This is a genomic window from Rhizobium sp. SG741, assembly GCF_012275435.1.
GTDB classification, from domain to species: Bacteria; Pseudomonadota; Alphaproteobacteria; order Rhizobiales; family Rhizobiaceae; genus Rhizobium; species Rhizobium lusitanum.
On sequence record NZ_JAAZQP010000024.1, the window covers coordinates 25,743 to 42,303 of the forward strand.

Annotated in this window: 14 protein-coding genes and 1 pseudogene; 5 read left to right on the plus strand and 10 right to left on the minus strand. The window is 58.4% G+C overall.

What is annotated here, in order from left to right:
* Positions 1 to 23: 23 nt before the first annotated feature.
* Together FHT29_RS33125 and FHT29_RS33130 are read left to right on the plus strand one after the other, a co-directional pair.
* A complete protein-coding gene (locus FHT29_RS33125; protein ID WP_047552662.1) occupies positions 24 to 671 on the plus strand; it encodes a TetR/AcrR family transcriptional regulator in 648 nt (215 codons plus the stop codon).
* 175 nt (positions 672 to 846) lie between these two features.
* Complete coding sequence (locus tag FHT29_RS33130; RefSeq protein ID WP_168601090.1) at positions 847 to 2,130, plus strand: cystathionine gamma-synthase family protein; 1,284 nt, start codon at positions 847 to 849, stop codon at positions 2,128 to 2,130.
* Between the two features lie 186 nt (positions 2,131 to 2,316).
* On the opposite strand, the gene FHT29_RS33135 is transcribed toward FHT29_RS33130, so the two are convergent.
* The 9 genes from FHT29_RS33135 to poxB form a co-directional block, all read right to left on the minus strand.
* Positions 2,317 to 4,401 carry a carboxy terminal-processing peptidase gene (locus FHT29_RS33135; RefSeq protein ID WP_168601091.1) on the minus strand — a complete coding sequence of 695 codons (2,085 nt, stop codon included), beginning with the start codon at positions 4,399 to 4,401 and terminating at the stop codon, positions 2,317 to 2,319.
* A gap of 289 nt (positions 4,402 to 4,690) precedes the next feature.
* Complete coding sequence (locus FHT29_RS33140; RefSeq protein ID WP_037197044.1) at positions 4,691 to 5,068, minus strand: hypothetical protein; 378 nt, start codon at positions 5,066 to 5,068, stop codon at positions 4,691 to 4,693.
* Between the two features lie 618 nt (positions 5,069 to 5,686).
* On the minus strand, positions 5,687 to 6,697 hold the full coding sequence (locus tag FHT29_RS33145; protein WP_047639107.1) for a polysaccharide pyruvyl transferase family protein: 1,011 nt from the start codon (positions 6,695 to 6,697) through the stop codon (positions 5,687 to 5,689).
* Between the two features lie 58 nt (positions 6,698 to 6,755).
* The gene (locus tag FHT29_RS33150; protein ID WP_168601092.1) at positions 6,756 to 8,240 is read right to left on the minus strand and encodes a lipopolysaccharide biosynthesis protein; all 1,485 of its coding nucleotides are present in this window, start codon (positions 8,238 to 8,240) and stop codon (positions 6,756 to 6,758) included.
* 216 nt (positions 8,241 to 8,456) lie between these two features.
* Positions 8,457 to 8,609: a hypothetical protein gene (locus FHT29_RS33155; RefSeq protein ID WP_168601093.1), complete on the minus strand. Its 153-nt coding sequence runs from the start codon at positions 8,607 to 8,609 to the stop codon at positions 8,457 to 8,459.
* Positions 8,610 to 8,627: 18 nt separating this feature from the next.
* Complete coding sequence (locus FHT29_RS33160; RefSeq protein WP_245297571.1) at positions 8,628 to 9,557, minus strand: hypothetical protein; 930 nt, start codon at positions 9,555 to 9,557, stop codon at positions 8,628 to 8,630.
* A gap of 122 nt (positions 9,558 to 9,679) precedes the next feature.
* Positions 9,680 to 11,404, minus strand: coding sequence for a penicillin-binding protein 2 (locus FHT29_RS33165; RefSeq protein ID WP_037197041.1), 1,725 nt, complete (start codon positions 11,402 to 11,404; stop codon positions 9,680 to 9,682).
* 318 nt (positions 11,405 to 11,722) lie between these two features.
* Complete coding sequence (locus tag FHT29_RS33170) at positions 11,723 to 12,244, minus strand: FUSC family protein (RefSeq protein WP_348644917.1); 522 nt, start codon at positions 12,242 to 12,244, stop codon at positions 11,723 to 11,725.
* Between the two features lie 14 nt (positions 12,245 to 12,258).
* On the minus strand, positions 12,259 to 13,983 hold the full coding sequence (gene poxB / locus FHT29_RS33175) for a ubiquinone-dependent pyruvate dehydrogenase (RefSeq protein WP_168596339.1): 1,725 nt from the start codon (positions 13,981 to 13,983) through the stop codon (positions 12,259 to 12,261).
* Positions 13,984 to 14,410: 427 nt separating this feature from the next.
* Between poxB and FHT29_RS33180 the strand changes: the two genes are divergently transcribed.
* Both FHT29_RS33180 and FHT29_RS33185 read left to right on the plus strand, forming a co-directional pair.
* Positions 14,411 to 14,557 (plus strand): DUF1127 domain-containing protein, encoded by a 147-nt coding sequence (locus FHT29_RS33180; protein WP_080739486.1) that lies wholly within the window; start codon positions 14,411 to 14,413, stop codon positions 14,555 to 14,557.
* Between the two features lie 799 nt (positions 14,558 to 15,356).
* Positions 15,357 to 15,737 (plus strand): hypothetical protein, encoded by a 381-nt coding sequence (locus FHT29_RS33185; RefSeq protein WP_168601094.1) that lies wholly within the window; start codon positions 15,357 to 15,359, stop codon positions 15,735 to 15,737.
* A 269-nt stretch (positions 15,738 to 16,006) separates the two neighbouring features.
* Here the strand turns inward: FHT29_RS33185 and FHT29_RS33190 are convergent, their stop codons facing one another.
* The gene (locus FHT29_RS33190) at positions 16,007 to 16,210 is read right to left on the minus strand and encodes a cold-shock protein (protein WP_007693942.1); all 204 of its coding nucleotides are present in this window, start codon (positions 16,208 to 16,210) and stop codon (positions 16,007 to 16,009) included.
* Between the two features lie 152 nt (positions 16,211 to 16,362).
* On the opposite strand from FHT29_RS33190, the pseudogene FHT29_RS34860 reads away from it, so the two are divergent.
* Positions 16,363 to 16,559 (plus strand): annotated as a pseudogene (locus tag FHT29_RS34860) (Fic/DOC family N-terminal domain-containing protein); the annotation flags it as partial.
* Positions 16,560 to 16,561: the final 2 nt, after the last annotated feature.

Genomic DNA, 16,561 nt, shown 5'->3' on the forward strand with positions numbered 1-16,561 from the left:
CAATAGGAATTTGGAAAATCAACATGGTCGAAATTCAATTAATTGAGAAGCGGTCGAGAGGCCGCCCCCAAATCCGCTGCGACGACGATACGAAAAGCGTGATCATCGAGGCCGCCGACGCTCAATTCCGGGAAAACGGCTATGCGGCCGCAAGCATCAGTGCGATCGCGCAAACGGCCGGCGTCTCGACGAAGACGCTCTACAGGCTCTTCCCGACCAAGGCGGATTTGTTTTCCAGCATCATTTCCGATCGCATCAATCGATTTTTCCTGGCACTCGACCAGTCGACGCTCGCGACGATGGATCTGCGGCAGGGGCTGGAGCGGCTGCTGACGACCTACGGCATGTTGACGATGTCGGACGATACAGTCGACATGACGCGTCTCGTTATCGCAGAATCCGACCGCTTCCCCGAGATCGCCACAAGCTTCTATGAGACCGCTATCGTCGGTTCCAATGCCGTCATGGAGAAATGGCTGACAAGGCAGGCCGAGCGCGGGTTGATCAAGCTCGAGGATCCGCACATGGCCTCGGGCATGCTGCGCGGAATGATGATCATGGAGCCGCAGCGCGCCGCCATCCTGCGTCAACGGAAGCCGGCTGGTATCGAGGAGATCGCCCAGCGCGCGCGAATTTGCGCCGACATCTTCCTGAAAGGATGCGAGGTCTGACCTGTTGGGCTTCGTCTGATCCCGGAAAACGCTTCTCGCTTGTTCGAAGCGATGCGTTGTCGCTGCAAGAAGTTGCCTCAAGCATCAAAAGAGCGCGCCAAATAGCAAGAATACACCGCCACGTTTGATATAATCTGCAGCGCAAAGCTCGTGAAACCGATGGAGGAGACGTCTCATGACTGCGCCGCACCCGCCGAGAACCCATATCGGCAATCATGCCCTGCATCCCGAAACACAGATGCTGAACTACGGTTATGATCCTGAGCTCTCCGAAGGTGCCGTCAAGCCGCCGGTCTTTCTGACTTCGACCTTCGTCTTCAAGTCCGCGGAAGACGGCCGCGATTTCTTCGACTACGTCTCGGGCCGCAAGGAACCGCCGGCAGGAAGGGGGGCCGGACTCGTCTATTCGCGCTTCAACCATCCGAACAGCGAGATCGTCGAGGACCGTCTGGCAGTCTACGAGCGGACGGAAAGCTGTGTGCTGTTCTCGTCGGGCATGTCGGCTATCGCCACCACGCTTCTTGCATTCGCTCGACCGGGTGATGCGGTGCTGCATTCGCAGCCGCTTTACGGCGGCACGGAGACGCTGCTTGCCAAGACGTTCGCCAATCTCGGCGTTTCCGCGGTTGGCTTCGCGGATGGTGTCAACGAAGCATCGGTGCAGGCTGCGGCAGAGGAGGCCATGGCCAAGGGCCGCGTCTCTGTCATCCTGATAGAAACGCCGGCCAATCCGACCAACAGCCTCGTGAATGTCGCGATGATCCGCAGGGTTGCCGACGCAATCGGCGAGAAGCGAGGCCATACGCCGATCATCGCCTGTGACAACACGCTGCTCGGGCCGGTATTCCAGCGGCCGATCGAGCACGGCGCAGACATCTCGCTCTACTCACTGACGAAATATGTCGGTGGGCACTCGGACCTGATCGCCGGTGCCGCGCTCGGCCGCAAGGCGGTCATGAAGCAGGTGAAGGCGCTGAGAGGTGCGATCGGCACACAGCTCGATCCGCATTCCTGTTGGATGCTCGGGCGCTCGCTCGAAACGCTGCAGATCCGCATGGAGCGTGCGAACAGCAATGCAAAGGCAGTGGCCGATTTCCTGCGGGAGCATCCCAAGGTCGAGAGTATTCACTACCTGTCTTACAGCGACCCGAAATCGCCTGTCGGCCAGACATTCGCTACCCAGTGCACCGGCGCAGGCTCCACCTTCTCCTTCGACATCAAGGGTGGCCAGCCGGCCTCGTTCAAGTTCCTGAACGCCTTGACGATCTTCAAACTCGCCGTCAGCCTCGGCGGAACGGAGTCCCTGGCCTCCCACCCGGCGACGACGACGCATTCGGGTGTGCCGGTGGACGTGCGCCAACGCATCGGCGTGCTTGAATCGACGATCCGGCTTTCGATCGGCATCGAACATCCCGACGACCTGATTGCCGATCTGGCGCTGGCGCTTGACGAAGCTTGAAGGACAAGGCGGCCAAAGGCGCCGCCTCCGCCACTTGGCGCGCTCTAGTATTGCTGGAGCGAAAAAAAGGGGGCGTCACGACGCGACTGTAGTGCTCCCGGCCGGGCGGGCCTATGAGCTGGAATAGCTCATCCGACCTCCGCGGCTGTGTTCATCGAGAAAATACTAATTTCCGTCAACGCTTCCCTATCGTTGCCCACCTGCCTGCAGATCCGCCTCATCGGCAAGAATGGCGGCGGCCTCGTTCAGCAGGACGTCCTTTGCGTTCTTGCGGGCTTTTTCAATGGCAATATCGGCACTCAGGCTGCGCTCGTTTGCTTGCAGGCCATCGTCTTCGCCTGTATCCACACCATCGTTTATCTGCTCGCGCGACTTCAAACGCTTTGCCTGAGCGGTCATTTCATTGCGGCGTTCGGTTTCATTGAGTGAAATAACCTTTTTCTCGCGCTGCGCCTTCAGTTCGCCGATATCTTCCACAAAGCGCTGGAAATCCGGATCGTTCTTTATCCGAGCATCGTGGCGGCTTTGCAACTGCGGCAGCAATGCCTTTATATCACCGTCAGGCGCATAGTTCGCCGGCTTGACCTGCGTCCACGGCAGAGCATTGTCATAGCTCGCCTCACCAAAACTCTTAGGGTCGGAAAGACCCGGCAAGCTGATGTCAGGCGTCACGCCGCGCAGCTGTGTCGTGCCGCCATTGACACGGAAGAACTGGGCAACCGTCAATTTCAGCTCGCCGAATTTCGGCTTGATGTTGTGAGCCACCTGGTCAAGATTGACTACGGTCTGCACGGTGCCTTTCCCAAAACTGGGTTCTCCGACAATCACGCCTCGACCGTAGTCCTGTATCGCAGCGGCAAAAATCTCGGACGCCGACGCCGAGCCGCGATTGATCAAAACTCCGACCGGACCAGTCCAGGCAGGCACTGGAAGATCATCGCTCTCCACGTTGACCTTGCCGCCTGCATCGCGCTGCTGAACCACCGGGCCTTTGCCGACAAACAGACCTGTCAAATCGATCGCCTCGGATAAGGAACCGCCGCCGTTGTTGCGCAAGTCGACCAGAACGCCGTCGACGTTGTCTTGCTTCAGTTCAACGAGAAGCTTGGCGACATCGCGGCTTGCGCTTCTATAGTCCTTGTCGCCTTTTCGTCGCGCTTCGAAGTCTTCATAAAACGCCGGCAGGGTAATCACTCCGATTTTACGAGTGGCGTCGCCATCCTTTACCGAGAGGATGGTCTTCTGGGCAGCTTGCTTTTCCAGGCTGATCTTATCGCGCACGAGGCTGATGAGGCGATGTTTGCCGTCCGGTCCGGCATCCGCCGGCAAGATGTCCAGGCGCACGATGGAATCTTTTGCGCCCCGGATCATTTGGACGATTTCATCAAGGCGCGTCCCCACAACTTCCTTTATCGCGCCGTTCTCGCCCTGGCCAACACCGGTAATGCGGTCACCGACCGCAAGCTTGCCGGACAATTGCGCCGGGCCACCAGGCACAAGCTCACGGATCGTCGTGTAGTCATCTCTTTCCTGCAATACCGCGCCGATACCGACCAGCGACAGCTTCATGGAAATATCAAACTCAGCCGAAGCGGTCGCGCCAAAATAGTCGGTATGCGGGTCAACCGACGTTGTATAGGCGTCCATGAATGACTGGAACACATCGTCGCTCTTGTACTTGTAAGCGCGCTCAAGGGAGTTTTCGTAGCGTTTGTCGAGCGTATCGCGAATGGCAGCGTCGGCTTTGCCCGCCAGTTTCAAGCGCAGCCAGTCGCTCTTGACGCGCTTGCGCCACAGTTCATTGCTTTCCGCCTCAGATTGCGGCCAAGGCTCCTTGTCGCGCAGCAAGGAATAGTCTTCCTGTACGCTGAAATCGAAACCCTGCTTGAGCAGGCTGCGCGCGTAGTTCATGCGGTCGACAACGCGCTGCTCATACACGTTGAAAATGGTAAACGGGATCTGCAAGTCTTCGCGGTTGATGGCATCGTCAATCTTGGTGCTGTCGGCCATGAACTTGTCGATATCCGCCTTCAGGAAGAGGACACGGTCCGGATCCAGAGACTTGATGAACCGGTTCATGATCCTGGCCGACAAGGCATCATCAAGCGGCACCGGCTTATAGTGGAAACGCGTCAGAAATTGTGCGCTCAAATGAGCTGCTTGCGCCTGCTGCTCTAGCGGCGCCAGAACTGGCGGTGAACCGGTTTCCAGCGCATATGCCGACGGGGCAATTGCCAGGAACATGCAGAGGAAACCATATTGTATACGCATTAAGCTTTGACCCGATTCTCAACGTTGAGTGTTCAATGTATGATGTTCGTGGAGCAATTATGGTTTTTTGGCAACTAGACGGATGCACTCCGTCCGCAAAGATTCCTGAATGCCCCCACAGGCGACGTAGGTTTGAGGATCGATTTGGTTGCAGAGGTCATCGATTAAGACTTTTCGGCGTCTGCTTTGAAATGCTTATCATGCGTCGGTCCGGTTTGAAATTATAGAGGAATGAAAACCGCAGACGCTATGGCCGGAGCGACGGGGACGCCACCTCAAGAGCGCATTGTCAGACCTCCATCACATCTTCGAAGGCTTCCGGAAAATTTTCCCGCGCCAGCTTTTCGTTGATCACGAGCATCGCATCGTAAGAGATCGGATCGAAATCCTTGTCGGCCGCCACTACCTCACGTCCAAAGAGCAAGTTCAATCGGGCAGCGTCCAAATTGCCACGCGCGAAAGGCTCGGCACCGAAATAGTGCCAGAGCGCATGCAGGAACGCTGCATCGACGCGGTGTTCCGAAGAGCCTGGCCGGGCACGGCGGGGTAGGCTCTTGATCGGGGTAACGCCCTTGGAGTTCGCGCGGCGAATGGTGAATTGAATGCCCGTTCCCGGCATGCCGGATGGAAAGCCGCGGTACTTCGTCATCTCTGGAGGCTTGGCCATCGCTCATATTCCTTCTGCGCTATAGAATGCGTCGGTGTCTTGTCCGATGCCCGGGCAAGCCGATGGAGAGGGCTGCAGGGCCGCTCTCCATTGCAATCGCTATCTCCCCCGTCAATCCCCTAGTCACGTTGTTGCTTGTCACCGGAAAAGAAGTCTAGCTCTTGTTCCTACACAAGTCTCGACCGTTCGCTTCCCCGATCCTCTTGATTTCCGCCAGGAGGGAGTGGACCCCTGGAGCTGGCCATGGGAGCCTTCCAAACTAGGCCGCCGCAACTTTTGTATTCTATGAAGCCCGAATGCCTCAATCCTGAAATCCTCGGCCGTCATACGCACCGAAGCCGCTTCTCAGCTTAAATAGCAACTGGCCGGCACCGTTCTCAAATCAGGCGTGAGATGAACCGTCTGAAATCATTGGCGTGCAATTCTCACGGTCAAGCGCGACAGCCGGGTGTCGGGCCAAGCGCGGGGAGTTTTCGCTTGGGCCGACGGTCAGGGCATTGATGAGGTCAATGGTGCGCGATCGATGGGTAGGAGCCCTTGACGCCCTTGTCGGATGACCTGGGAAACCCATGATAAGGCAACTTGGCGAAGGCAATGATGAGCCCTGGTGCCGGCGCGTTACGCAGCCGGCGCTAGCTGCTGGTCGGCCTGATAACGCGCCCAGGCAATCCCATCGTCGAGCGATGTCGCCCGGTAGGCTAGATCGGTGCCGCCGGAAAATGCAGCCATGAATCTACGAATCTTGCCATAGCTGTTGTCCAGCACCGCGTGCGGTCGTCCAAGCAGCAGAGAGCAGATATGGACATGAAGCCGGTCGGTGACGATCGCGCGACCACGGGAGATTTGGCGGATGCCGCGACGCAGTCGGTTATGTGCCGCCGCGTCGAGTTTGCGCAGCCGTATTTCGGCCGGCTTAAGTGCCAGCAGAGCCGTCGCCGCGCCGACGGCCTTGGAGATGCGCACGCGCCTGGCGGATTCGGTGGTCCAGTCCTCTTTCGGAATGTCGGGATAGGCGGAGAGGTCTGCATCTCCTACCTTTTCGAGATCGGATCTCAGCATGGCAAGCACGGGAAATTCCGGCGCTTCCGGCTCGATTGCTCCGATGCAGAAGGCCATGTCAGGGCAAAGCCGCACCTCGCAATCGAAATGCTTGAGGGCAAACTCCTTCGATTCTTCATCGCGCACAAGCAATACGAAGTGCTTGTGGCGTCCGATGACGCGGGCACTCTCGTCCAGACGTGCCTGCGACTTGTAGTGGATGGATTGCGGGAACTGAATCACCTGACGATTCGGAAACCTCTCCAGGACCTTTTCGCGGAAATCCTGATGTGCGTCCCAGATATCGCCGAAGTTGCCGCCCCCATGAATGAAGATCGGGCCGGTTGGCATGATACGCTCGAGCTGCTCGGGCGAGAAGTCATCGATCCGCGACACATAGGCCGGCCGCTTACGGTGTCTGTTCTGGAGATAGGCCATTTCGCCCAACCAGATGGCAGAGTCGCCACAGTTGCGGATGTCCGGAAAGTCGAGGATCGCCAAGGGCTCGTCATCACTGATGTAGTCCCTCAGGCAATCGTGGACCGTGCTTTCCAGTTTCGCGATCAGCGTTAGATTGGATTGCAATGTCATTTCCCCATTCCCCCATTAAGACGACAAGGCAGTCCGGCCGACATCGGCCGCACATTCTTCAGGCAAGGCGTAGTTTCGGCAGCACTTTGCCGAGGATGGTCTGAACCTCCGTTTCGGGGCCAGCCGGTCGTTTCATCAACATCCACAGCAGTAAGGTCGAACCGCAATAGAGCAGGCCGCCAAGCAGGATCAGTATTGCGAGGTGCGTGATGAGCACGAACTTGTCGTCCGTGGGCGCCAGATGGCTCGAGGCGAGCGAGACGCCGGCGGCCATCACCGCGACGCTTGCGAGCGCCCGAAGGTTCACCGACAATTGCTTCAATACGGTAACGCCGGTGAAGCGCCGCACGAGCATCATGTTGACAACGGTGCTGAACAGGCCGGTGAACACGCGGCCCAGGATGACCCCCGGAAGGCCGTAGAGCATCAGACCGGCGATCATGATCGGCACCCGGAGGCAGAACATCTGGGTATCGCGAACGAAGAGCACCCGCGTCTCGCCCTTCGCCATGCCGAGCGGCTGCACCAGCGAGCCCAGCGTCTGCAGCGCAAAGACTGAGGCAAGTGACTGGATGATGAAGATGACCGGCGTCCACTTGTCGCCCAGCGCAAGCCTGACCAGTGGCTCGGCGGTCACCGCAACGCCGATGCCGGCGGGAAGTGCAATGGCGGCGACGAGCGCCTGCACACGCTGATAGGCGGCGGCGAGTCTGGCCGGATCGTTGTGAATGCCGGCAAAGGCCGGATATATTGTTTGTGTGAGGGGCGCGGTCGCTTCCCGCGTCGGCATCATGGCGAGGTTGCTTCCTACCGAATAAAAGCCGAGCTGGACCCCGCCGAGCATCTTGCCGACCAACAGATAATCGAAGCGCCAGTTGAGTGTACTGACGATCTGGCCGGCGGTGAGCCAGGCGGAAAAGGAGAAGAACTCCCGCATATGCTGAAAGGTGATCCTGGGCCGGAACGGCAGCACGAGATAGGAGACGATGACATTCGTTGCCTGGCTTATGAGGGTACCGACGACCAGCGCCCAATAGCTTTGATAGATGACCGCTATTGCCACCGAGGCGACGAAGCCGGCGAACTTCTGTGAAACGGCAAGCACGAATTCCTGCCAGAAAATCAGATCGCGCTGGAGCATGATACGGCGCGGATTGGTGAGACCACCCATCAGCATGCTGACGCCAAGTGCCAGCATTACGCCTGTCAGTCTGGGCTCGTCGAACAGGACGGCTGTAGGATAGGCAAAGATCGCGAACAGGATACAGATCGCCAGCCCACGTGCGGCATTGAGGGTCCAGGCAGCGCTGAAATGGGATTCTTCCGGCGCCGCATGACGGATTAACGCCTCAGAGAGCGAGAGCTCGGTAACTGTCGTGACGATCAACAGTATCGTCATGCCCAGAGCGACCACGCCGAAATCGGAGGGTGCGAGATAGCGTGCCAGAACGAACGTGCTGAGGGTGGCAAGCCCGTTCACGATCGTCCGAGACAGGCTTAACCACATGCTTCCCTTGACGAGCCGTCCGGTGATGTTGGCCATACGATGTTAAAGTTCCCCACTGTGCGATGACGCGACCACACTGTTACCCGCGCAGATGTTCGTTGCCGTACCAACCCCTTACGGGCTGGAACAGCTGGGCAGAATTACATGTCGCTGTGAAAGGGCGACCAAAGGGCGACCCCGGCGTCTAAGCAGGAACTAGTTCGAAGAATCCGTATGTCAACATTTCAGGTTCATTTTCGCATCATTTTTAATTCATTTTCGCATCATCTTCGGATCGCGTGTCCATGTCGCCTGGCGGGACGGTGCCTGCGTATCGCCCATGCACTCGTCGACGAGGTGGCGCAGCGTCTCGACACCCCCGAAGCACGGGATGATCTGCCAGCCAGCCGCCGCCTTGGCTGCCAAGCGGCACGTAGCCGACCGCTATTGTGCCAGCATATCGGCGAGCGCATTCCGCATGGATGTACTCGAGATACCGAAAAGACCGCCATAGGGGAGATCAAGATCCAGGATGACAAACATGACGCTCGCGACTGAAACGATGGCGACAGCGACAATCGAGCCTGCGAGCAGATTTTTCGGAGCTTGAAGGCCGAAGCTTAGAAATACGAGCATAAGCCAGAAGATCAGGACTCCCAGAAACGGCGCGGACAGTGAGCCATGCGCGTCTTCTATGACCGTCCATCGCCCCATCATGAGATTGGTGAAGACCTGATGGCAACGTGTGACGAGCGCCTGATGGAACGGATCGGCGGGCTGCTGGTGGGCAATGCCGAGCCCTATGGTGTTCAGAATTACCCCCAGAGCCGGCGCTTCGCCGACCAACGGCAGTTTTGATATGTCAGGATACGCCACCCCTGGTGGCTGTGGCTCTTCGGGCCATGTGCTGGCAATGACGGCGGCGGTGTAGCTGTGCAGAAGTTGTCTTTCGTTGTCCAATGCGGAGCCGTAATTTCTCAGACAAAGGTCCATTTCCGCGAGGCCGGCAGCGTAGTGGTTGCGATCGTGGGAAGCCGTTGTGTATGCATTGAGCTCTGACGCCAGCAGCAGGCTCATCACGAGCGCGGCAAAGGTCACGAGCAAAGCTGTTACAACTCGAAGAAAGTCTATTGTCTCGTTGCCGCGGTGCGGAGCAGGCAATCTGTCGCGCAATACCGAACCAGCCGTGGCGCTAATCATGAGGAGAATAAATAGAGCCAGCGTCCAGACTGCTTCGCGTTGCATAAAATACTGCTCCAGCTGTGTCTGGCCATAGATTATGACATGTATTTCGGCAGAGCGGGAGCACAAAAGCTTGGTGATTTTTCCGCTTCGTCGCGTGACGCTATTGTAATAGCCGGCGGCCTGTTGCACCGACTGGCTCTACGCTGCAACATTCGCAGCCCTGGAGACCCGACTACAGGGCTTCGAAGAGATTTATTCGTAAAGCGACCTGTCGGTGCTCGTATCTCATCGTTGTTGGAACAACGGCGCCCTCAATAGGCGGCAATCACGTTCGTCCCGAAATCCGGCTCGACGCCGAGGATCGGCGCCGCGCGGCTGATGATGTCGTGAACCATCGGCGCGGCCGTTTCCGCGGCGAGGTTCAGGTTGTGTAACCCCGTCAACGGTTGGTCGATGAAGGCTAGCACCACATATTTCGGGTTTGCCATGGGAAAGGCGGCTAGGAAGGAATTGAAGCTGAGCTTATGCGAATAGACGCCGTGGATCACCTTGTTTGCGGTGCCTGTCTTTCCGCCGACATGATAGCCGGGGACGTCAGCAGACCTACCGGTGCCCTGCTCGCCGTTCAGCCTGAACAGATATCTGATCGTGTCGCTGGTGCTCTTCTTGACGATCGTCGTTTCGGTCTTTTCCGCCTCTTCCTGCGTGCGCGGAAGGAAGGTAGGCTCGATCAGCTTGCCGCCGTCAATGAGGGCTGCGCCGGCGACGGCGGTCTGCATCGGCGTGGTGGCGACGCCATGACCGAACGCTATGGTTATAGAGTTGAGCTTCTTCCAAACTCTTGGCTGACTCGGCGCTTTCACCTCGGGCAGTTCCGTCTGCATCTTTGACAACAGTCCGAAGCGGGTCAGATAGGCCTTCTGGTCGCTCATGCCCACCTTGTCCATCATCTTGGCGGTGCCGATGTTGGAGGAGTAGCGGAAGATTTCCGGGATCGAAAGAACACGCCGCGGCACGTCGCGGTCATCATGGATGGTGAAGCCGCCGTAATGCAGGGGAGCGCTGGCGTCGAAGGTGTCCGTCAGCTTGACCGTACCGGTATCGAGGGCCAACGCGATCGAGAAGGTCTTGAACACCGAGCCCATCTCGTCGGTGCCGTTCGACATTCGGTTCAGCCAACCCTTGTCGCCGTCGGCCTGCGGATCGTTCGGATCGAAATCGGGGGCCGAGGCCATGGCCAGCACTTCGCCGGTGTGGATGTCGAGAATGACGGCGCCGGCCGCCTGACTCTGGTAGCGGCCGATCGCATCCGACACCACGTCGTGGACGATGTTCTGAACGCGCAGGTCCACCGAAAGTCGCACAGGCTGCAGCGAGTCTTGGCTCGTCAAGCCGGTGGAATCGAGATCCGAGAGGCCCTGCGTGTCGAGATATTTCTCCATTCCGGCCACGCCGTGATTGTCGATATCGACATAGCCGAGGATGTGGGCCGCGGTGCGGCCGCCTGGATAGAAACGTTTGATTTCCGGTCGAAAACCGATCGCCGGAATGCCGAGCGCCAAAATCTCGCTCTGCTGCTTCGGCGTCAATTGGCGGCGTAGCCAAGCGAAGTGCGAGCGACGGTCGGCAAGCTTTTTATAGAGGGATTTGCGGTCGATATCGGGAAAGACCTCGGCTATTTTCTCCACCGCCTCGTCCGGATCGACAACACGGTTCGGCTCGGCAAACATCGACACGGTACGGATGTCAGTCGCGAGCAGCTCGCCGTTTCGATCGACGATATCGGGACGTGCGGCTGTCACATGTTCAGCCGGGATCGATGACGTGTCGTCCCTTGGCCCCATGCCGAAATTGATAAGTCTGGCGAAGATCACGACGTAGATCATGATCAGCCCGCCGCTGAGCATCACGATGCGGGTTTTCGCAAGCTTGGCATGACCTTTGGTTTGCACGGAAGGGCGCCCGCGCGATTCGGGGCCGAAGGTGAGCCTGACGAGGCGGCCGCTGTTTGCGCTTAAAGCATGGATGATCGACATTGCTGATTTATTCGCGAGAACTGGAAAAGCGGATGCGCCTTTCGATCAGAAATTTATAGCGTCAAGATGGTTAACAAGAATCTAATCTTTGATTGTCCGTTTGCCGCCAACACCCATCGTGTCCGCGCTCCGGACCACTGGAAAGCCGTGACCGCCACGCTTATGTGGCAGTCGGAATCTCGGTAGCAGTCAAGACTGCGGCTCGATCTATCACTTCAAACGCAGCCCGACATTGCCTCGGTTATCACCGCCTTTTCCACGGGCATGTCCACGCTTTTGATTTCAGTTGTTTCTCCAGGCATGCACGGGCGCGCGCCATCACGGCTTTTCCGGCAAATCGGCAGGATCGGGCCCCGTTCTGCCAAACAGGCCCCTAATCACCGCTTCCGAGACGGCATGCAACGCTGCACCGACCAATCCGCCGAGAAAAACCTCGGTACCGCGATAAAGGCCGACCATGTAGAGAGGCATGCCCGGATCTACCGTCAGGAACACGATCGGCCCTGTCCACATGCAGACCCTAACCGCGGGATAGCGGCGCGCGACGATGGCGCAGAGCCCGACGGCAAGCGCGATCTGGATTGCCACATCGGCGCCAAGCGGAGCGGTGCCGCTGCCGACGGCCACGGCGACGACGATGCCGATCACCGTGCCGATCAGCCGCCAGGCCATGGCGCTGCGCGTTTCGGTCAGCTTCTCCTGCGAGACGATGATCCCCGACATCGCCGCCCATACCGGATGCGGCAAGCCGATAGCCGAGGCCAGCATGTAGGAGAATGTCGCTGCAGCCGAGCAGCGCAATACGAAGGCCACATGCCTGGCGAGCTCCAGTCCGGTCACGCGCCGCTCTCCTGTCAGAGCCTGAGATTGGTTTTAGCGAGTTCCACGACCTCGTCGCCCCGACCATTGATGATCGCTTTCAGCATGTAGAGGCTGAAGCCCTTGGCCTGTTCGAGCTTGATCTTTGGCGGCATGACCAGTTCCTGCTTTGCCGTGACGACATCCACGAGCACCGGGCCGCGATGCGCCAATGCCTCGCGCAGCGCGCCCTCGAGATTACCGGAATCCTCGACCCGGTACGCCTTGACGCCCATCGCCTGGGCCATGGCGGCAAAGTTCGGGTTCTTCAGGTCGGTCCCGGTGTCGAGGAAGCCGCCGGCCTTCATTTCCATGGCAACGAAGCCCAGCGAGCCGTTGTTGAAGACGACTATCTTCACCGGCAGTTCGAGCTGGGAAAGGGTGATGAAGTCGCCCATCATCATCGTGAAGCCGCCATCGCCGGAGAGCGACACGACCTGCCGGTCGGGCGCGGCTGCCTGAGCACCAATGGCCTGCAGCATGGCATTGGCCATCGAGCCGTGGTTGAACGAGCCGAGCAGGCGACGCTTGCCGTTCATCGTCAGATAGCGGGCTGCCCATACGGTCGGCGTGCCGACATCGGCGGTGAAGATCGCGTCCTCCGACGCGATTTTGCTTATCAGCCGCGCCAGATACTGGGGGTGGATGGGATTGCCCTTCGCCGACGGCACGGCGAGATCGTCGAGTCCCTTTCGGGCCTCCGCATAATGCTTGCGGGCGGCATCGAGGAAGGCATGGTTCGGTCGATCCTTAAGGTGCGGCAGTAGCGCTGCGATTGTCTCGGACACATCGCCAACGATGCCTTGGGTCAGTTGCGTCCGTTTGCCGAGTGCGCCTGGGTTGCGGTCGATCTGAACGATCCTGGCATCTTTGGGATAGAAGGGACGGTAGGGGAAATCAGTTCCCAGCATCAAGAGCGTGTCGCAGTTCAACATGGCATGATAGCCCGACGAAAAGCCGATCAGTCCGGTCATGCCGACGTCATAGGGATTGTCCCATTCGACATGTTCCTTGCCGCGCAGGGCATGAACGACCGGCGCGCCGAGCTTTTCAGCCAGCGCCACCACAGCATCATGGGCACCGGCGCAGCCGCTGCCGGCCAGGATCGTTATGGCGTCCGATCCGTTGAGCAGCGTCGAGAGCCGGCTGATCTCTGCGTCCGAAGGGAGAATGCGCGGCGGCTGCAGTTGCACCCAGCCTGTTTTCGCGCCCGCTGGTGCATCGGCGAGCGCCACGTCGCCTGGAATGACGAGCACGGCCACGCCATTGCGACCGATGGCCGTGTTGAGCGCCCTGTGCAGGATCTCCGGCATCTGGGCGGGATTGGATACCAGTTCGCAGAAATCGCTGCATTCGCGGAACAGTTCCTGCGGATGGGTTTCCTGGAAATAGCCCAGGCCGATTTCGGAGGACGGGATATGCGCGGCGATCGCCAGGACGGGCACGTGGTTCCGCTGGCAGTCGTAGAGCCCGTTGATCAGATGCAGGTTCCCCGGTCCGCAACTCCCTGCGCAGACAGCAAGCTTGCCGGTGACGGCAGCTTCCGCGCCGGCCGCAAAAGCGGCGGTCTCCTCATGGCGCACATGCATCCAATCGATCCGGCCGAGACGCCGCAGGCTGTCGTTGAGGCCGTTCAGGCTGTCGCCCGTCACTCCCCATATGCGCTCGACGCCGGCTTCCGCCAAGGTTTCAGCCAACAGATCGGCAAGGGTCTGCGTCATGGAGTTGCTCCTTCGGTCGTGAGGCGGGGCGCAGATGGCTTGTGGGCGCTATCTCGCCGGGTGAATCTCCCTTTGAGAATAGCGCGGATCCACGTCGGAGAAACGGGGCGATGTGGCATTTTTCTTCGAGGCTTCCGCGACCGGGTTGGTCACGATGGCGCAGCTGCCCCAGAAGCTTGTCCTCATCGAGATAGATGCGAGACAACTGCCTGGTGCGCCGAGCAATGTTTGGACCGTCGAACAGATTTTGGCCTAAAAAACGATCATCCCTCATGTAATCCGTGAAACCAATGCATTGAATGCATAGGTGCAGTGCGGGATTATCTCTGTTTTAAACCGATTGAAACGCCTATATTCCAATCATCGAAACGACGCCGGGGCCAAACAAGGTTGCTGACGTCAGAAAGCCTCAGGAAAGGGGATTATCATGAACGTAGCACGCTCTTTCAACAACTGGCGCAAGTTCCGTCAGACTGTTAACGAACTCGGTCGCATGTCCAGCCGCGAACTGCAGGACCTCGGCATCGATCGTGCCGATATCCGCAGCGTTGCCCGCGCATCGATCGCGCGCTAACCTCATAGTCTTTACGACTGCTCGACGCCCGCTGATGACGCGGGCGTTTTTGCGTCAGCCGCTCCTGTTCGAGATCGGTTTTCTCCTCCTTCTGTACTGAGTTTTCCGACTTGTGTTTCTTGCATAGCTGCAGTGCAGCATAAGCTATATGAAATCTCGATGATTGGAGTATTGTTAGCTCCATCGAAGTGATGCACCTCCTCCCGCAGAGCTTCGAGTTTCAGACGGCCCACTCCTCCTCCCAGGGACGTCTGTAGGAACAGCGGCACTCCTCCTCCCAGTCGCTGTTCGGTTCTTTTCGAAAAGCCTGCCGCACCTCCTCCCGCGGCAGGCTTTTTCGTTTTGGACCATGTTTCCTTGCCAGAAAGCATTCAAGATAGCCCCGCTGCGAAGGCGCCTAACGGCTGCAATAGATCGGATATGCCGGGCAAACATTCCAAGCCAATTTACCGTCTGCCATTCCAACCCTTTGTAAGCATAGAACTTTCTGCAAATGGGTTGGCGGTTCGAGCCCCTTCAAACCGCCTGAGGCAAAGTCATATCTGTCGAAATCGCCTTCAGCGCGCTCATTTTACGATGCCCGCCTGCGGGAGAGACGCTCGGCAGCGACGTAGTCCCTCCTGTTGAAACGAGCTTGAAAATCCGATCGAGGATCGGCTTGAGCGCGCCGCTCGCGAGGCCCTTGGTGATGTGTCGATGCAGCGCTTCGCAGACTTCCGCTTTTCCATGACGGCTCGGTGCAATGCGCTGTTCTGTTCGAGGAGAAGAAGACGCTGGTCGTGCCTGCCGATCACAGGGTGTGCGACAGAGCCTGATCGATCCGGAGGAACTCGCGTTCGAGACCTTGCCGACACTACCGGATAATCATCGGTTGGGAGCGTGGGCGGCGATCCATTTCCCTGACCACACGCCCTCTGGGAAGCCCATTGCGCGTGGGCCGGTCATGACGGCAATCGGGGAACGTCTTGCGGTCGTCGAATCACGCGAGGCTGTCGTCATCGTTGGCGAGCACCTTGAGCGCTACTATTCGAATCCCGCCATCAGATATATCGAGATTGGTGTTGCTCCCGTGGAAACCGCTCTTGTGAGGCGTCGAGTTGATCGCCGGCGCGCAATACAGGATCTCGAAGAGTGCTCACGCGATGTCGCAGCTGGGTTGGTCGATACCGCAGAGGGTTGAGGGCGCCGCAGTCGGGGCGTGGCGCGCTGACGACTGCGCGGATAGCCTTGCAGCGAAACGGCGCAAAAATCCCGCGGTTATCGGAACAAAGCAGGCATGCTCGGAGAGCAAGCCAAAAGAAAGCGGCGCCATGTCGGGCCGGGTTCTGAAATAGTCGTTGTCTGCACGCCGGAGCGGCTGGTTCGATTCCACTCAAGCAGTGGGGTTGATTTAGCCTGTTCTAATCATGAAGCAGGCTAAATCCGCGGCGGGTCCGCTAGCTCATGCGATCAGAGCACGCTGACGTTTTCAGCCTTCGACTTTCCAGTCTTCCGGTCCTGGCCCAATTCGTAGCTAACCTTCTCACCTTCTCTGAGAGAACCGCCCCGCTGCAGAGCGGAAACGTGAACGAACACATCCGTTCCTCCGTTCTCGGGAGTAATGAAGCCAAATCCCTTGTCTTCATTGAAAAATTTCACAGTACCTGTAGGCATCGTATTTCCTCTTCACTTCCACGGCCATCTAGCTCGCGCACTGACCTTATAGCGCGTGTGCTTTACTATCAACAATCCGAAACTCTTCAAGAGTTTCCCATTTTCCGGAGATTTTAGCCATCAAGGTGGGATTTTGATGAAGTTCTCCCCTTCTTTTGTCGCGGCTTAGCTTGGCGGAGCGTGCTGTCGGACGGCTATAGACGATATCACGACGCCGTTCCGCGTCGAGAGCTGTTTCTTTAGATGTATGTCAGGAAGGAAGCCGTTCTATCCTCGCAGATCGCAGGAACACGATCGACGATCTCCGATCTCCTTCGTTTTTGAGACGGAGGCGCAGGCGGGCAAGCCATG

Excerpts from the sequence above, each read along its gene's own strand:
- poxB (WP_168596339.1), bottom strand. The coding sequence starts at position 13,983 with ATGACGCAGACCCTTGCCGATCTGTTGGCTGAAACCTTGGCGGAAGCC.
- FHT29_RS33165 (WP_037197041.1), bottom strand. The coding sequence starts at position 11,404 with ATGTCGATCATCCATGCTTTAAGCGCAAACAGCGGCCGCCTCGTCAGG.
- FHT29_RS33135 (WP_168601091.1), bottom strand. The coding sequence starts at position 4,401 with ATGCGTATACAATATGGTTTCCTCTGCATGTTCCTGGCAATTGCCCCG.
- FHT29_RS33140 (WP_037197044.1), bottom strand. The coding sequence starts at position 5,068 with ATGGCCAAGCCTCCAGAGATGACGAAGTACCGCGGCTTTCCATCCGGC.
- FHT29_RS33180 (WP_080739486.1), top strand. The coding sequence starts at position 14,411 with ATGAACGTAGCACGCTCTTTCAACAACTGGCGCAAGTTCCGTCAGACT.
- FHT29_RS33190 (WP_007693942.1), bottom strand. The coding sequence starts at position 16,210 with ATGCCTACAGGTACTGTGAAATTTTTCAATGAAGACAAGGGATTTGGC.
- FHT29_RS33125 (WP_047552662.1), top strand. The coding sequence starts at position 24 with ATGGTCGAAATTCAATTAATTGAGAAGCGGTCGAGAGGCCGCCCCCAA.
- FHT29_RS33130 (WP_168601090.1), top strand. The coding sequence starts at position 847 with ATGACTGCGCCGCACCCGCCGAGAACCCATATCGGCAATCATGCCCTG.
- FHT29_RS33150 (WP_168601092.1), bottom strand. The coding sequence starts at position 8,240 with ATGGCCAACATCACCGGACGGCTCGTCAAGGGAAGCATGTGGTTAAGC.
- FHT29_RS33145 (WP_047639107.1), bottom strand. The coding sequence starts at position 6,697 with ATGACATTGCAATCCAATCTAACGCTGATCGCGAAACTGGAAAGCACG.